This window comes from Flammeovirga aprica JL-4 (genome assembly GCF_012844305.1).
In the GTDB taxonomy this organism is placed as follows: Bacteria; Bacteroidota; Bacteroidia; order Cytophagales; family Flammeovirgaceae; genus Flammeovirga; species Flammeovirga aprica.
The window spans coordinates 18,689-35,150 of record NZ_JABANE010000054.1 but is presented as its reverse complement, the minus strand read 5'-3'; the positions used below and the strand labels follow the sequence as shown (position 1 = coordinate 35,150).

At 36.8% G+C, this 16,462-nt stretch carries 8 protein-coding genes; 7 read left to right on the top strand and 1 reads right to left on the bottom strand.

What is annotated here, in order from left to right:
- Positions 1-244: 244 nt before the first annotated feature.
- The 3 genes from HHU12_RS18935 to HHU12_RS18925 all read left to right on the top strand — a co-directional run bounded on the left by HHU12_RS18935 (position 245) and on the right by HHU12_RS18925 (position 6,435).
- A complete protein-coding gene (locus HHU12_RS18935) occupies positions 245-3,286 on the top strand; it encodes a glycoside hydrolase family 9 protein (protein WP_169658308.1) in 3,042 nt (1,013 codons plus the stop codon).
- A 767-nt stretch (positions 3,287-4,053) separates the two neighbouring features.
- The gene (locus HHU12_RS18930; protein WP_169658307.1) at positions 4,054-5,343 is read left to right on the top strand and encodes a sugar MFS transporter; all 1,290 of its coding nucleotides are present in this window, start codon (positions 4,054-4,056) and stop codon (positions 5,341-5,343) included.
- 516 nt (positions 5,344-5,859) lie between these two features.
- On the top strand, positions 5,860-6,435 hold the full coding sequence (locus HHU12_RS18925) for a hypothetical protein (RefSeq protein WP_169658306.1): 576 nt from the start codon (positions 5,860-5,862) through the stop codon (positions 6,433-6,435).
- Between the two features lie 292 nt (positions 6,436-6,727).
- On the opposite strand, the gene HHU12_RS18920 is transcribed toward HHU12_RS18925, so the two are convergent.
- Positions 6,728-8,095: an SHOCT domain-containing protein gene (locus HHU12_RS18920; RefSeq protein ID WP_169658305.1), complete on the bottom strand. Its 1,368-nt coding sequence runs from the start codon at positions 8,093-8,095 to the stop codon at positions 6,728-6,730.
- Positions 8,096-8,561: 466 nt separating this feature from the next.
- Between HHU12_RS18920 and mgrA the strand changes: the two genes are divergently transcribed.
- The 4 genes from mgrA to HHU12_RS18900 all read left to right on the top strand — a co-directional run bounded on the left by mgrA (position 8,562) and on the right by HHU12_RS18900 (position 16,393).
- Positions 8,562-9,575, top strand: coding sequence for an L-glyceraldehyde 3-phosphate reductase (gene mgrA / locus HHU12_RS18915; RefSeq protein ID WP_169658304.1), 1,014 nt, complete (start codon positions 8,562-8,564; stop codon positions 9,573-9,575).
- A gap of 551 nt (positions 9,576-10,126) precedes the next feature.
- Positions 10,127-13,090 carry a SusC/RagA family TonB-linked outer membrane protein gene (locus HHU12_RS18910; protein WP_169658303.1) on the top strand — a complete coding sequence of 988 codons (2,964 nt, stop codon included), beginning with the start codon at positions 10,127-10,129 and terminating at the stop codon, positions 13,088-13,090.
- A gap of 17 nt (positions 13,091-13,107) precedes the next feature.
- Positions 13,108-14,592, top strand: coding sequence for a RagB/SusD family nutrient uptake outer membrane protein (locus HHU12_RS18905; protein ID WP_169658302.1), 1,485 nt, complete (start codon positions 13,108-13,110; stop codon positions 14,590-14,592).
- A gap of 19 nt (positions 14,593-14,611) precedes the next feature.
- The gene (locus HHU12_RS18900) at positions 14,612-16,393 is read left to right on the top strand and encodes a SusE domain-containing protein (protein WP_169658301.1); all 1,782 of its coding nucleotides are present in this window, start codon (positions 14,612-14,614) and stop codon (positions 16,391-16,393) included.
- The last annotated feature ends 69 nt before the right edge of the window (positions 16,394-16,462 follow it).

Sequence of the window (16,462 nt, the reverse complement as noted above, 5' to 3'; positions counted from 1 at the left end):
GTTTAAGCCAAGTTTAGCGTCACAGACCAGTAATGTAATTAAAATCCATCAACCCCTTTAACAGAAGGAGTTAGAAAGCGGGTTACACTTTTACAATCCCATAAAAAATACATTGCAATAAATTGCATTTGAATGAAAATAAAATGCAAACGCTTGCATTAATAAATCGAAGTGTATACTTTTACAATGCAATCGGTTTATAATTACTCTTACATCTATAAATTAATTTTAAACTAGCTAAGTTATGAAAAGTAAGTTTTCTTTAAATTTTAGTATTGCATGTTGCATGCTTTTTTTGATTGGTTTCATTGGAACGAACCAAAATGTACTAGCGCAACAAACTAGAGCAAGGTATAACCTTGCAGGATACGCACCCTCTGCCAGCAAAAGAATTGTGGTCGTATCAGACGTAAATTATCAAGGGCAACCATGGTCCATCAAAGACCAAAACAACAACACAGTACTCACCGGAACAGTGGGTGCAAGCACAACAGGTGCTGGTGTTCATACACCAAAGGCTTTTAATCACATTGTAGATATAAGCGCTCTCACATCTTTAGGTACTTATTCAGTGGTGATAGGAACGGTTGCTCCATTCTCTATAGAAGTGAAAAATGCACCTTACAAAGTGATGACACATGAAGTATTGAGCAGTTTAAGGGCTAGACGTAGTGGTTCAAATGATGCCGTGGTTCATGGTTTTTCACATGGAGAAGATGCCACAGCTCCAGTTTACAATCATGACGGTTCGTCTTCTTTTAAGATCAATAATTGGTCAGCCAACGGGCAGACGGTGGATATGTTGGGCGGATGGTATGATGCAGGTGATTATATTAAATTCACGCAGACCATTGCATACACTGCATACAATCTTTTGTTGGCTTATGTGGTCAGTCCAGCTACTTTTGATGGAGTGAAAAACTACTCCCAAACAGGTTATGAAGACATGCTTGATGAAATAAAGTTCGGGTTAGATTACTTGTCTAAGACCATGCCTGATAACAATACTTTTATCATTCAAGTAGCGGATGAAGAGGATCATAATGTAGGTTTGAGAATGCCTGAAAATGACACCAATACTCCACGTCCAGCTTTAAACATCAAATCAAAATATCAGTTAGCACATACAGCTGCGGCTTTAGCTTTAGGCTATACCGTTTTCAAGGACATTGATCCTGTATTGGCTAACGGTTATCTCTCTAAAGCCCAATCAATGTATGCAGAAGCGAAAGCAACGTCTATTGATGCAGGGTATTTAGATGCTAATACGAATCCTTTTTACAAAGATAATCTTCCAGGAGATCAAATGTGTTTAGCCGCCACAGAGTTATATATCGCAACGGGGCAGGCCAATTATTTGACAGATGCTGAAAGTTATATTGCAACTGATTATTGGGCATCGTGGGCTAATGTTACCTTAAAAGCGAATTATCGTTTAGCTCCTTATTCTGTTCAAGCCGTACAAGCATTGGATACGGAATTAAGTAGTTTTAAAACAAAAGCACAAGAAACGGACAATGTATGGAATATTCCTCACAGCTATGTTTGGGGATCATTGTACAGTCAGTTTGGAGTGGGAGCTGCCGCATTTTCTTATAAACTTTTAAACCCGTCCGATTCAAAATATGATGACATGGCCATGGGGGTTTTGGATTACACATTTGGGATTAATAACTGGGGCGTAGGTTTTGTAGCATCCCAATCATATCCAGGAGCAATTGCCACAAGCTATGCACAGATTTTCAGGTTACAGCCTCAAATTTTCCCTACAGGAGAAATTGCAGAAGGCCCAGCGCCAGCCGATGCACATCAGCCTATGAGACAATATTTCAGTCACAACGATAACCTTTTGATTTCGGGTACGAATGATAAATTTTCCGATTTTAATACCTCATCCATTGTGTATTTTGAAAACGAAAATGATTTTGTCTGCTCAGAAACCACAATTGCAGGTTTAAGTGACGGCGTTTTATTATTGGCTATGGCTTCATCAGTTTTGAATGATGGAGGAGCGGGGAATATAGCACCATCAGCTTCACCGGGTACAAATCAAACCCTTCCTCAAGGATCTACGGGTACCACTTTAGACGGTTCGGGAAGTAATGATCCTGATAATGGCCCTTCTCCCTTGACGTATAGCTGGTCACAAATTGGTGGCCAGACGGTTACAATTACGAATGCAAACAGTGCAATAACGGCTGTCAATGGTTTAAGTGATGGAGCAACGTATACTTTTAGGTTAACGGTTAGCGATGGAGAGCTTAATGATTCAAAGGTGGTGCAAGTAACAGTGGGAAGTGCAGCAGTAAATATCGCCCCAGTATCAGATGCAGGTAGTAAACAAACTTTAGCACAAGGCACTACAAGTACCGTTTTAGATGGCAGTAAAAGTAACGACCCTGACAACGGTCCTTCACCTCTGACTTACTCATGGAGTCAAGTTACAGGCCCAACGGTCAATATACAAGGAGCAAATACGGTCAATCCAACAATAACAGGACTGGTTGATGGTACTACTTATTCGTTTCAGTTGATAGTTAATGATGGTTCAGACGATAGCGCAGCTTCATCAGTAGAAGTGGAAGTGAACTTAATTACTGGTGGATCTTGCCTGTTGTCAACTTTTAATGTGCCAAGAACTTCTCCAATCTCAGATCAAAATACCTCTGGTTGGAACAGCACTTACATATTAGGAGACAACCCTGCGGCAGATGCCTTAAGAAGTCATGGATTTAGCTCCACTTCAATTTCCTATAGTTATGGAGCAGGAGCGATTTACTATTTCGGTATCGGTGGAAATGGTCAGACTGTAGGTTATTGGACCAACCTCACACCATCTGTTAGTAATACTTTGAAAACCAATGAGCCAACAATTACATTCAGCAACTCCAATATTGCAGGATTGGATGGTACCTATTATGTCAATGAGTATGCCGGAGGCGGATGGGTACTTGTGCATAATTCGGGAGGACATGCCATTGTTTTGACAAGTGGAAATGCTCCTTCTGATTGCGGTAGTCCTAATGCAAGAATTAAAAATGATGCTTCAGTTACCTTGGCTGATGAACTATCTGTTTATCCCAATCCGGCACTGAATAGCATCACTATTCAATCGAATTTCAATATCAGCAAGGTGCGTGTACTAAACCTTAACGGTGCAGTATTGCAAACTGTTGAACATAGAAATATAAAGCTTTTAGATCTGTCAGGTTTACAGCAAGGAATATACTTCCTTCAATTAACCAGTGATAAAGGCACTTTAATTAAAAGAATAATAAAAAAGTGATGTATTAGATAGGATATAATGGTTCGTATTGTGGTTCCTGATTCACAATGCGGACTATTATCATTAAGTACAGGACAAAAGAAAAGGGGTGAAACGTAGACCCATAATTGAAATTATGGGCTTTTGGGAAGATAACGCATTGATCAACTTTTGGTTATAAAGTTTACTTTATCCATACTTAATACATTGTAAATAAAGTATCGTATTTAGAAATCAGGAGATTTCTGATGATCAGCAGGACACGAATGACGCTTACGCTTAACATTCGCGCCAGTGGGCCTTCTACTCTATTCATTGGGTAGTGCTCCCCCGGCCTTGAAGGAAAAAGCGTAAAGAATTTCATGTAATGAGCCGTTAAAAATGATTTTCTTGTTTGAGCGCAGCGAGTTTAAAATCATTTAGGCGAGAGGAATGAAATTTAGCTTTTGCCTTCAAAGCCTTGACTTTTTTGCTTCGTTTTTGTGTTAAGACAAAAATGAAGAAGAAGGTAGCTTGGAAGTAAAACATAAAAAGTTTGCAGAAAAATCGATTGAAAGTTTACAATGTATTTAAATGGATGTAAAAGCCGTAAATATTTGATACATAACAAGTTTGTTATGAAAGTTGAAAAATTGGAAGCTTCCTATAAGCCCATGACTTCAGCTATGGTACACGGTATTTAAACCTATTTCTTTTGTTCTTATCAGCTCTTACCTCTTTCATCTCTTTTTCTATTTGTGACACTTATACTACTAAGATTTTTTTTAATCTATTTAATCGTAAAAATTATGAATCGTAATTATGGTATGATATCCCTAGTGATATTAGTCTTTTTTGTCATCTCATTTCTAACTAACATCATCGGACCATTGATTCCCGATATCATTCAAAGCTTTCAACTTAGCCGTGCAATGACCGGTTTATTACCCTTTGCCTTTTTTATCGCCTATGGTGTAACATCAATTCCGGCCGGAATGGTACTCGAAAAATACAGAGAGAAAAAAGTAATGCTGTTTGCCTTTGTGATGGCTTTTAGTGGAGCATTATTATTTTCCATTTTCCCAAGTTATACCGTTGTCCTCTTTTCCTTATTTATGATTGGTGTAGGCATGGCCATACTTCAAGTAGCCATCAATCCATTACTTAGAGTATCAGGAGGAGAAGAACACTTTGCATTTTACTCTATTCTTGCACAATTAGCCTTTGGTTTGGCCTCTTTCCTCAGTCCTCAAGTCTATTCTTATTTAGTTTCAGAAATTGATGGAGGGAAAACAGAAAATGCTATGATTACGCTATTCAGTTCCATTGTGCCAGAAGGTCTTTCATGGGTAAGCTTGTACTGGGTGTTTTCTGTAGTTTGTGTAGCAATGATCGTAGTAATTGCCTTTGTGAAATTCCCTAAAGTAGAACTGAAAGAAGACGAGAAATCAGGAGGAGTGGATACTTACAAAACACTATTCTCCAACAAAACAGTATGGTTGTTTTTTGTCGCTATATTTTGTTATGTAGGATTAGAGCAGGGGATTGCCAATTGGATCTCAGAATTCTTGCAGACGTACCATGGCGTAGACCCAAGAGTAGGAGGAGCCAATGCCGTTTCGTCATTTTGGGGATTACTTACCGTAGGGTGTTTGTTAGGTTTGTTTTTAGTGAAAATCATAGACAGTAGAAGAGTGTTGATATTATTTTCTACCCTGTGTTTTATCAGTTTAGGGTTAGCCTTTTTCGGGTCGAAATCCATAGCCTTATTTGCCTTTCCAGCTTGTGGCTTTTTCGCTTCAGTAATGTGGTCCATAATTTTCTCATTGGCTTTAAATTCAATGAAAGAACATCACGGTTCTTTTTCAGGAATCCTTTGCTCAGGAATTATTGGAGGTGCGATTATGCCACTCATTGTAGGTATTCTTGCTGATGCATTTGGGTTAAAAGGAGGGATGCTCTTTTTATTCTTTCCGCTAGGATATATTCTTAGTATTGGTTTTTGGGCAAGGCCATTAGTACAAAATGCAACAATAAGCAGAAAGAGTAAAGATGAACATACTGCACCAATAGAAAATGACGCCATTTCAATAAATTGATCCATAAAAAAATCCCACTTTACACAAGTGGGATTTTATTTTGATGATAATGGGTCAATGTTAAAGCAAACTATTGTATATATATAACTAATGTTATAAAGTCAGGGTGTATAAATATTTTTTAGTTCAATTTTTAAAATTGAAACACTGATTTCTTTTTCAATTTCAACCGCTTTCCGATTGACTACATTACAAACATACAACAAGATTTAACAGATGTAAAATCGATTGTTTTTATGTCGGTATAGATTAATCTTATAAATGCTTTGTACGGGGATAATTGACTGACTTTTTTTTCTTTATAACCTATTTTGAAGATTAAATTTTGATTTATAAATTGTAAGACGCTAATTTGAGCTCAGGTAAACTATTTTGATGATAAACAACAAAAACAATGCTTTCGAAAAGACTGAATTTTCTCAAAAACAAGATTACCCAAGGTCATACTATAGATAACCTTATAACAATGAGATGTTTTACACATGCTCTAAATAATAACATTTAATTTTTTCAATAATGATAACTTCTAAAAAGCTAAAAGTTTCTCAAAGTGAGGATTCCATTACCATTACTTTCAAGTGGTTTTCTTCACAAGCGTATTTACTATTTTTCGTTATGACGATCTGGAATAGTTTCTTATTTATTTGGTATGACATAAGTTTCAATTCGCTATTTGAAGGAGATACAGTTGTTAGTTATGGAAAGTTGGTATTTCCAATAGGCCATGTGGCTATTGGAATTCTAGGTACTTATTATACATTATGTCTTTTTCTCAACAAGACAGAAGTGAGTGTGGAAGACGACACCTTAAAAGTAAGACACTCACCACTTCCTTGGGGAGGACAATTAACTTTAGATGCGGAAGATATTGAACAGCTTTATGTAAAGGAATTCGTGCACAATACAAAAAATGGATCTTCGAGTAATTACCCTCTTTACCTCAAAAAGACCAATGGTGAAAATATTATACTAATTGGTGGAAACTTTTTTATGGATGAATTCAAGGAGGTAAAACAAATCGAAAAATTGCTTGAAAGGCACCTTCATATTGAGGACTATGCCATGCCAGAAGAATTCGATTCGCAAAGCTAAATCAGCAAAAAGGAAATGAAGTAACGCAGGAGTTTTATGTCAACAATGATACAACCCAAAGTATTAGGGTGTTATGGCTTTCTGATGAAAATTACTCTATTTACTTAGGAAATAAGAAAGAAGAGCGGGAGTTTGAAAATATTCTTCATAGCGCCAGAAATTAATAAATCATCGTAACGAAAGTTGAATTCAAAAAAATCCCACCCTTATAAAATAAAAGGTGGGATCTGATTGATGTGTATTTAAGAAGCTATTGAAGTTGTACTTATCTCAAATTCAACCCTTCCGTCAACTAGTAATTTGAAAGTAATTCCTGACGTTTCTTATTATACTCTTCTTCAGTAATTAATCCTTTTTCATAAAAGGATTTCAATTGAATTAATTTATCTTCTAAGCTCTTAGAATCAGCATTATTAGATGAAGCAGTGTTTTTTGTAGTTGGAGTAGAAGAGGTGGCAGACTTCTTTAAATTATTATTCACAATGCCTTCAAAGTCTTGTTGGGTTTGTAAAACCAGCAATCCTTCTTCTTTTCCTTTACCTGAAAGTGCATTTGCTCCGATTACATAATAATCATTAGTATAATCTCCATGAGCAGTTTTAGCTTTAACAGCTATTCCATAGTTGCCATTAATTTTTATGTACTCAGCACTTGAAATATTCAAATAGGTTGTTGTATTTTTAATGTATTCTTCGCAAGTCAAATCAGGAAAGTGATAAACAAATAATGTTTTAGAAGGATCACCTTTTTGTTTTAAAACATACTTTACCTTTTCATCTTTAACCATTTTCATAACAAGTTTATCAACTTTCCAAGTTTTTGGTTTAAGGTAAAAACCATAATTAGTACCTTCCACAGGAAAATATTCTGTCATTTCTGGTTTTTTATCAAACGAAAGGCAGTTAGAGTTTTCACACTTTTTTATGGTGTAATTTTGAGGTGTTGTATTAATGAACTCAGTATCAATTGATGAAAAACTATATTTTATTAAAGATTGATCTACATTTTTTGAAACGTAAAATAATTTCTCACTCTTCGTTTTTGACTTACCGCCTTGGATATTTCCTGCAGCTATTTTGATGCGAAATTCTTTTTCATCCAATTTTACAACAAGAAAACGGGGCTCTTTACAAGCTATTTTTGAGGCCGTATTATTTGTGATATTTACTTTTGCAACCAATAACTTCATTCCATCATCTTTAGAAGTAGTCCCAGCACAATATCCTGTCATTGCATTTTTATCGTATGTTCTTTGTTCCCAGCTCAAACCTAACGATAATTCACATACTGATTCCAATGCAGTTGATCCGCTAGTATTGATTGCATTAAAGTCTTTTGTTGATCGGTTTAAAACCTCCACAGGCAATTTCTCAATCAGTTCCACTTGTTCAATAGAGGTCCACGAATAGGATTTACTCATCGATTTTGATTCAGTCGATAATTCTACCCAATCTCTTGAGGCAATTAAGATATTTTCTTTGAACTGTACATTGTAGGTTTTTGTCACCTTATCTCCCTTTTCAAGGTGAGTTCCTTTTACTTTGAACCTCAGTGTAATCTCCTCTATAAATTTGGCTTGAGAAGTCATATTTCTGAAAGCTACTGAGGCTTTCAATGTTCTTCCATTAATTGTGGCTCTTACCAAAGCATTGTAGGGCATGTTCGTTGGTTTGTAACAGTCCGAAAATGCTAGAAAAGAATGTAAAAGCAAAAAAGTTAACACTACTATTCTCATAGTGTTTCGATTAAAATTTGAAAATTTCATTGTCTAATGTAAATGGGTGATTTGGGTACAATCAATTATATAGAATATGTTTTTAAATAGAGGCAACACACATGCATTGAAAAAATGGAATTCAGAAAATAGATTATCCAGTAGAAAAGTGGCAGACCTGTTACCTAATTTATAAGCATAGCGAACAATTCATGGTATTTTAGTCAGAAATATTAGAATTATTACGAGGTCAAATTAGTGATTATTTACTTTTTTTCAAATAAACAAAAAGAGAAAGAACGGTGAGTGTATAATTTGATTCAAATCTTAGTTCATTAATATTCTAACATAAATTAATTGGGGAGAAAGAAGGCCTTGTTGTATCTTCATGTTTGAACAAAACAACGATGAGATGAATATTTACGATAAAGCACCTGTTGCTCCTTATTTTCCTAATGAAGGAAGATACGAAAGCATGCAATATCAAAGATGTGGCAAAAGCGGTATACTTTTACCCCGTATTTCACTGGGTCTTTGGCATAACTTCGGTTTCAATGATCATTTTGGCAATGCAAGAAATATCCTGCGTAAAGCATTTGATTTAGGAATCACACACCTTGATTTAGCAAATAATTATGGACCTCCATACGGTTCTGCTGAGGAGAATTTTGGCAGAATTCTGAAGAAAGACTTTTTACCGTATCGTGATGAGCTTTTTATTGCTTCAAAAGCAGGGTACGATATGTGGCCGGGACCTTATGGGAATAATGGCTCTAAAAAATCCTTGATTGCCAGTTTGGATCAAAGCTTGAAACGTATGGGTCTTGATTATGTTGATGTCTTTTATCAACATAGACCTGATCCAGAAACACCAATGGAAGAAACTATGGGAGCTTTGGCGCAAATGGTAAAACAAGGGAAGGCATTGTATATCGGTTTATCAAGATATAGTGCAGAAGAGACGCAGAAAGCCTCTGAATTACTCAAAGAAATGGGAGTGCCGTTGCTAATACATCAATCTAAATATTCAATGTTTGAAAGAGATATGGAAGCAGAGGTTTTACCAAAACTGCAAGAATTAAATGTAGGATCAATCGTCTTCTCTCCATTGGCACAAGGTATGTTGACCAATAAATATGTCAACGGTATTCCAGAAAATTCTAGAGCTAAAAAAGACAACACTTATCTTAATTTAGAAGCAGTGGAGGCAAAGCTAGATCAGATCAAAGCGTTGCATGAAATTGCTCAACAAAGAGGACAAAAATTATCACAAATGGCCATTGCTTGGTTATTGGATAACCCTGCTGTCACAACAGTTCTAGTGGGAGCAAGTTCACCGGAGCAGTTAGAAGAAAATGTAAAAGCATTAGATCAATTACAGTTTTCGGAAGAAGAGAAAAGTGCTATACAAAAAGTGTTGAAGTAATTTAATACACTTGTTGAAGAAAGGTGGCTACTGTTGTAGGGATGTTGCATTGCAACGTCCGCTGAACCACCATAAAAAACACTTTGCGATTCACTTCCTTTATTCTTAACTCTTCATTATAAATGTCCATAATTTCGGTTGTGGACTTTTTTTATGCACAATTTTGTATTTATCAAAGTCATACTTTCCTCAGAAAAACAGAAAAAATGTATGTGATGTTATTCATTATTCTTTTGAATAACTACTTGAGAAATCCCATTTGATTCTTCAGTGAAATTTTATAAGTAACCCATTTTTCTTCAAAAAAGTAGCAAAAAAGATCTATAAATGATCTACTTTTTTTAAATATCTAAAACTGTTTAAATGATTGTTGTTCAGTTATTTAATATTTATATAAATCTACTATTTTACTACTAAGTGTAGGAGTTACATTTTTTATCATTCAACTTTGTATTGTTCAGTAGGCATCAGCTGACTATGTAATACATTACTGCTTACGTGAACTTGGAATGAAACATTATCTATTTATTTTGACTTTAAGTTGTACTAAAATGACAAAAGTTTTTACTGCTTATTTTTTGGAGCGAAGTAGTGTATTTATACTCTTACTTACTTTGATACTCTTTGGTTCAGCCGAAGTGTCAGCACAGAATACAATAAAAGGATCAGTTACAGATCAAGACGGAGAGGGAATACCGGGTGTAACAATTCAGATTAAGAATACAGTTACGGGCACAACAACAGATTTTAGTGGTGAATATAGACTTACTACTAAAAGTGAGGAGGACATTCTATTGTTTAGTTACATTGGAATGATCACAGAAGAGGTTCCTGTGGGTGGCAGAAGTGTTATCAATATCACACTAAAAGAAGATATGATTCGTTTGGATGAGTTGGTAGTGATTGGTTATGGTACACAAAACAAGAAAGACGTTACGGGTTCGGTGAGTGTTGTAGGGAGTGAGGATATGGAATCACGTCCGAATACACAGGTTGGTTCGCTGATACAAGGAAAAGTGGCTGGTGTTCAGGTGCAATCTTCATCAGGGAAACCTTCTCAAGGTATTTCGATGCGTATTCGTGGTACCAACTCTATTAATGCAGGTTCTGAACCATTGTATGTAGTGGATGGAGTACCCACTGCTGATACAAGATCTTTAAGCCCGTCAGACATTGAAAGTGTTTCAGTATTGAAAGATGCTTCGGCTGCCGCAATTTATGGTGCTCAAGGTGCAAATGGTGTAGTATTAATTACAACCAAAAAAGGTACTTCTACTAAACCTTCTGTTTCATTAGATGTGTATGGAGGTGTGAATGAAGTATGGAGAACTCAAGAGGTATTAAATGGTGAACAGTATAGAGACCTGATGACAGAGATGGGTTATAATACGGATTGGGACCAATATCAAAACAATACGGATTGGCAAAATGAGGTGTTCCAAACGGGATATACTCAAAACTATCAGCTAGCGATCTCTGGAAAATCGGATAATACCAACTATTATATCTCAGGTGGTTTTACGGGTTCTCAAGGAGCAGTGAGAAGTGCTGAAATGAACAGAGCTAACTTTAAAGTAAATCTTGATCAGGAGGTCAACGACTGGTTGAAGTTAGGTACAAGGGTGTCTTATGTGGATTACAATGATGTGGATGTGAAAGACAATCAGGCAGTAAATCAAGGTGGTGTGCTGTTGGGCGCATTGACAACTCCTCCAGTGATCGGAATTTATAACCAAGATGGAACATTTACTTCTAATCCTTTCCAAGATTGGGAAAACCCTCTAGCAAGTACAGATGGTTCAACGAGAGGATTCAACAACAAAAGGTTTTTAGGAAATCTATATGCTGAAGTAACCATTTTGAAAGACTTCAAATTCAAGACGAATTTAGGTATTGATAATAACGCTGATAAGTATAATTACTTTTTAGACCCTTATAGAACTTCCTATGGTAGAGCGTTGAACGGTCAGTCTATTGTATCACAAAATAATAACACGTATTACATTTTCGATAATACATTGCAATACAATAAAGAGGTCAACAATCATAAAATTCAAGTTTTAGCCGGTTCAGTAATCCAAAAGTACCACTGGCAGAGCAGTAATATTGAAAGAAGAAATTTTGCATCAGATGCTATATCAACACCAAATGGCGGATCAGAAATAGCAGCGGCGACAGCTACTGAAGCAGAAAAAGCAAATACCTCATTTATTGGCCGTTTAAATTATGCTTTTAATAATAAATATTTGATCACAGCAAATGTTCGTGTGGATGGATCAAGCGTTTTCGGCCCACAAAATAGATGGGGTGTTTTCCCTTCTTTCTCCGCAGGTTGGAGAATTTCAGAGGAAGCCTTTTTGAAAAGTGTAGATGTTATTTCAGACTTAAAACTAAGAGCAGGTTATGGTATAGTAGGTAATGATAACATTGGTACTTATGCTTATATGGGAAAAGTTGGGACAGGTGCTAATTACCCTATTGGAGGTATAACACTGCCAGGTTCTTACCCTGCTTCTATCGAAAATCAGAAATTGAAATGGGAGGAATCAGAGCAGACAAATATCGGTATTGATTTGGGTTTGATGCAAGATAGAATAGAATTAACTGCAGATGCCTACATCAAACGAACAAGTGATTTGTTATTAAATGCTCCTCTGCCAAGATCGACAGGTTACGATAATGCCATTCAGAATATTGGTGCATTAGAAAACAGAGGTATTGAGTTCAATTTGAATACAGTAAACTATGATAAAGCAATAAAATGGACTTCTAATTTTAATATTTCTTTCAATAAAAACGAGGTGATCAACTTGGTAGGCCAAGAGATTTACACAGGAAGTATTGCCGGCCGTGGAGAGGCGATTCAGATTAAAGAAGGGCAGTCTTTAGGGGCAATTTATGGCTATGAGTTTTTAGGCGTAGATCCTCGCACAGGTAATGCTTATTATATGGGAGGAGACGGTAATTCTACTTTCAACCCAACGCCAGAAGACCGTAAAGTGATAGGTAATGCCAATCCAGATTTTATTTATGGTTTTACTAATACAGTGTCATGGAAAAACTTCACGTTGAATATTTTCTTCCAAGGTGCTCAAGGCAATGATATGTTGAATGCCACTAGAATTGATACTGAAGGAATGACGGATGCTAAGAACCAATCATCTGCAGTGTTGAATAGATGGAAAAGGCCTGGTGATCAAACGGATATTCCAAAGTCAAGTCCTGGTAATACGGATAATTCAAGAATTTCTACACGATTTGTAGAGGACGCCTCTTACTTGAGATTAAAGGCATTAACAGTAAGTTACACACTGCCACAGAATGTGACGGAGAAGTTGAGTATGAGTGCAGCAAGGTTTTATGTAACGGGAGAAAACCTATGGACATTGACCAACTATACCGGATTTGACCCTGAGGTTAATCAAGGCGGGAATTCAAACACTGTTTTGGGTATTGATTACGGTACTTACCCTCAGACGAGAAGTATCATTGTTGGTGCAAATATCACATTCTAATTTTAGCCGAAAGAATCATGAATATCAAAAAATATATAGTTGTAGCAGGCATTGCATTAGGAACAATGTCATGTGATAATTTTTTAGACTTAAAACCAATCTCTGAAGAAACCTCAGATAATGCATACAACAAGGCCTCTCAAATGGAGAGTGCTTTGGTGGGTGCTTATGAAACTTTTCAGTCTGCCGAATATTATGTGTGGGATCATGTCGTCTTCTCAGATGTCCGTTCAGACAATGCTTACGCAGGTGGTGATAATCCAGAGGTTTTTGAAGCAGATTTATTGAGGGTAACTCCTATTAACTCAAGGGTCTTCAAAAATTGGTCACAAATCTATAATGGCATTTTAAAGGCCAATACTGTAATTGAAAAAGTAGATTTAGTTACTGATCCTCAACTCTCTGATACGCGAAAAGGACAAATAAAAGGAGAAGCACTTTTCTTACGAGCGTATCATTATTTTACGCTGGTAAAATTACACGGTGGAGTACCCTTAATTCTTGCCCCTACAAAATCTACAGATCCTAATGATGTGAGAGTACCAAGAAGCAGTGTAGCAGAGGTGTATCAGCAAATTATTACGGATTTAACGGATGCAGCAAATCTTCTTCCTGATTATTATACAGATGAAAATGGAAATGATTTAGGCGGTTCAACGAATAAGGCAAGAGCTACGGCAGGTGCGGCCAATGCATTGCTGGCGAAAGTTTATGCTCAAAATAAAGATTGGTCAAGTGCGTTAGCAGCGATTGAAAAGGTAGAAAAATCTTCAGCAGGTTATACACTCTTAGCCAATTATGATCACTTATTTGATGGCGAACATTACAATAATGAAGAGTCCATTTTAGAGGTACAATATTTAGGTACTGATGAAGGAAACTTTGGTCCTCAGTTATTACTTCCTCCTTCAATTTCAGGTGATACATGGAGAAAGTTTGTGACTCCATCTCAAGACTTAATTGCTGCCTATGATGCAGAAGGAGATGTGAAAAGAAAAGGAGCATCTGTTCTTTTTGAAGAAGTAAGCTGGGTAGATGAATATTGGGGAAATGCTGCAGGAACAAGTATCCCATTCTCTTATAAATGGAAAAAAGCCATGGGATGGGCTTCTACAGATAGACCTTATTTAATTCGTTTTGGTGATATCGTTTTATTGAAAGCTGAAGCATTAAATGAGACAGGACAAAGCGGAACAGCATTGGTAGAATTGAATAAGATTCGATCAAGAGCCAATTTGGAAGCAGTGAGTGGTGGTTTATCAAAAGAAGCGCTTAGAGCTAAAATTCTTTTAGAAAGACGTTTAGAACTTGCACAGGAAGGGCATCGTTGGGATGATTTGGTTAGGCATAATTTAGCGGTTTCAACTATGAATGACCTTGTTGAGATTGATTTAAGAACCGGTCAAGCGGTCAATTACAATATGACAGAAGCTAAAATGTTATTGCCTATTCCACAGCAGGAACTGGACCGTAACCCTGCATTAGAACAGAATCCATTATAAACGCTAGACTTACAAGGAAATGAATAAAAATACTTTAACTGTAGTACTTTCTTTTCTGTTGGCTTTGGCTTTCGGATGTACTACAAAATCAAATATGCAACCTGAGGGGAATTGGAAACTTTCGGCACCAAAACCCATTTCAATACAGGAAAATGAGCCGATTGAACTGAATGAAATTTTCCCTTCGGAAACGGTAGATTTTGAATGGGAGGAAGCCATAAATACGGCCGATTATATTATTACTTATTCTGTGGTATTAGTGATGGACACGGCTTCATCTTATGATAATCCATTGATTGAAGTAACTGCAAACGGTAATGCAAAAGATGTAACAGCGAGTATCTCACATGAAGATATAGACAGAGTATTGGCACAGGCATGTTTCCCAGCTGGAGAAGTAGCGAGCATCAAATGGGGTGTGAAAGCAAATTCATTATCAAGAATTTCTTATGCTTCTTCACCGGTTCAATTCAAACGTTTTTCAGTAAATCCAATCCCTTCTCAAATGTATCTGTACGGTACAGCAACGGAAGCTGGAGATACGATGAGTGAAGGCATTCCAATGAAAGCATTCAGAGATATTGATGGTCAGATGACATTCTTCGAAACCATTACATCGTTGACAAAAGATGAAACTTACGCGTTTGTCAGTGCACTAGAAGAACCTGCTTTTCATTATGGTGTAAATGATGGAACAGTGACAGCTTGTGGTAATGCCATTACTGCAACAGAAAGTGGTGTTTTCAGAGTGGCTTTAGACCTGAAAAATGAAGTGCTTTCACTTGAAAAAATCAATCATTTAGGGATTGTAGGAACGCCAATTGAAGGTGAATGGGGAGGTGATGTAGCACTTCCATATCAAGGAAATGGCTTGTTCCAGGATACTGTTGCTTTATTAAAAGAGGGTGGTTTTGTATTAAGAATTGATGGTGATTGGGGCCGTATGTACAAGCAAACACCGGGCACTACCAACCTGCTTTATGAGCCTTATGCAGATGCAGTTGGATTAGAGAAAGAAGACCTTCAAAATACAAATGTGGGAGATTATATTGTTTCAGTAGATTTCTTAGGCAACGCTTATACTTACAGTGTAGAGGAAGTGGAAACAGATGAGGCACCGCCAGCACCTATTGAAGCACCAGCTACTTTATTCTTAATTCCTTCGGATGGTTCAGAAGTGATCGAATTGATAAAAGACGGAAATATATTTACGAGTCCTTATTATTTGGCATTGCAATCGGGTATCACTTATACATTAAATGTTATGGCTGATGGCACTGGTACTGCTTATTCGGTAATGGGTAGCATAGGGGAAACAGAAAATCCTGATGGAGACAATGTAAAAGGTGCGCCTTATTTCAAAGCTGAAGAAGGTGAAATTAATGTGGCTAGAGATCAAGCATATCAATTGAAAATAGATTTTGATGCACCAAAAGTAGAGTGGCAATATTACAACATCAAGTTGTTCCATTGGTTAGATGGTACTGGTGAAGGATGGGATGCCCGTGCGGAAATTCCAATGACATATGAACATCCTTACACTTTCAAAATAACAGATCAAAACCTTACTGGCGGACATGATTCTAAATTCAATTCACCTTGGGAAGTAGAGTTTGGCGTTTCAGATGCATCAGGTTCTACGGACGATGCAACAGCAACATCGGGTACCGCTACTAATAAAGCTTTTGTTGAAGAGGGAGTGAATGTCTCCAACTTCAAGTTTGTCACCGCAGACGGTACTTACTCTATCGAGCTGCAAATTTCAAGAGATTACAAAACTGCAACGTACTCTTTCAATTAGATCCCTGAAAGCATCCATTGCTTTAAGTCTGCTGCTAGGCAATGGTGCTTTCTTAACTTTTCAAAATTA

What these genes read in the sequence shown, in the direction of transcription:
- HHU12_RS18925 (WP_169658306.1), top strand. Translation starts at nt 5,860, where the DNA reads ATGATAACTTCTAAAAAGCTAAAAGTTTCTCAAAGTGAGGATTCCATT.
- HHU12_RS18930 (WP_169658307.1), top strand. Translation starts at nt 4,054, where the DNA reads ATGAATCGTAATTATGGTATGATATCCCTAGTGATATTAGTCTTTTTT.
- HHU12_RS18920 (WP_169658305.1), bottom strand. Translation starts at nt 8,095, where the DNA reads ATGCCCTACAATGCTTTGGTAAGAGCCACAATTAATGGAAGAACATTG.
- HHU12_RS18900 (WP_169658301.1), top strand. Translation starts at nt 14,612, where the DNA reads ATGAATAAAAATACTTTAACTGTAGTACTTTCTTTTCTGTTGGCTTTG.
- HHU12_RS18910 (WP_169658303.1), top strand. Translation starts at nt 10,127, where the DNA reads ATGACAAAAGTTTTTACTGCTTATTTTTTGGAGCGAAGTAGTGTATTT.
- HHU12_RS18905 (WP_169658302.1), top strand. Translation starts at nt 13,108, where the DNA reads ATGAATATCAAAAAATATATAGTTGTAGCAGGCATTGCATTAGGAACA.
- HHU12_RS18935 (WP_169658308.1), top strand. Translation starts at nt 245, where the DNA reads ATGAAAAGTAAGTTTTCTTTAAATTTTAGTATTGCATGTTGCATGCTT.
- mgrA (WP_169658304.1), top strand. Translation starts at nt 8,562, where the DNA reads ATGAATATTTACGATAAAGCACCTGTTGCTCCTTATTTTCCTAATGAA.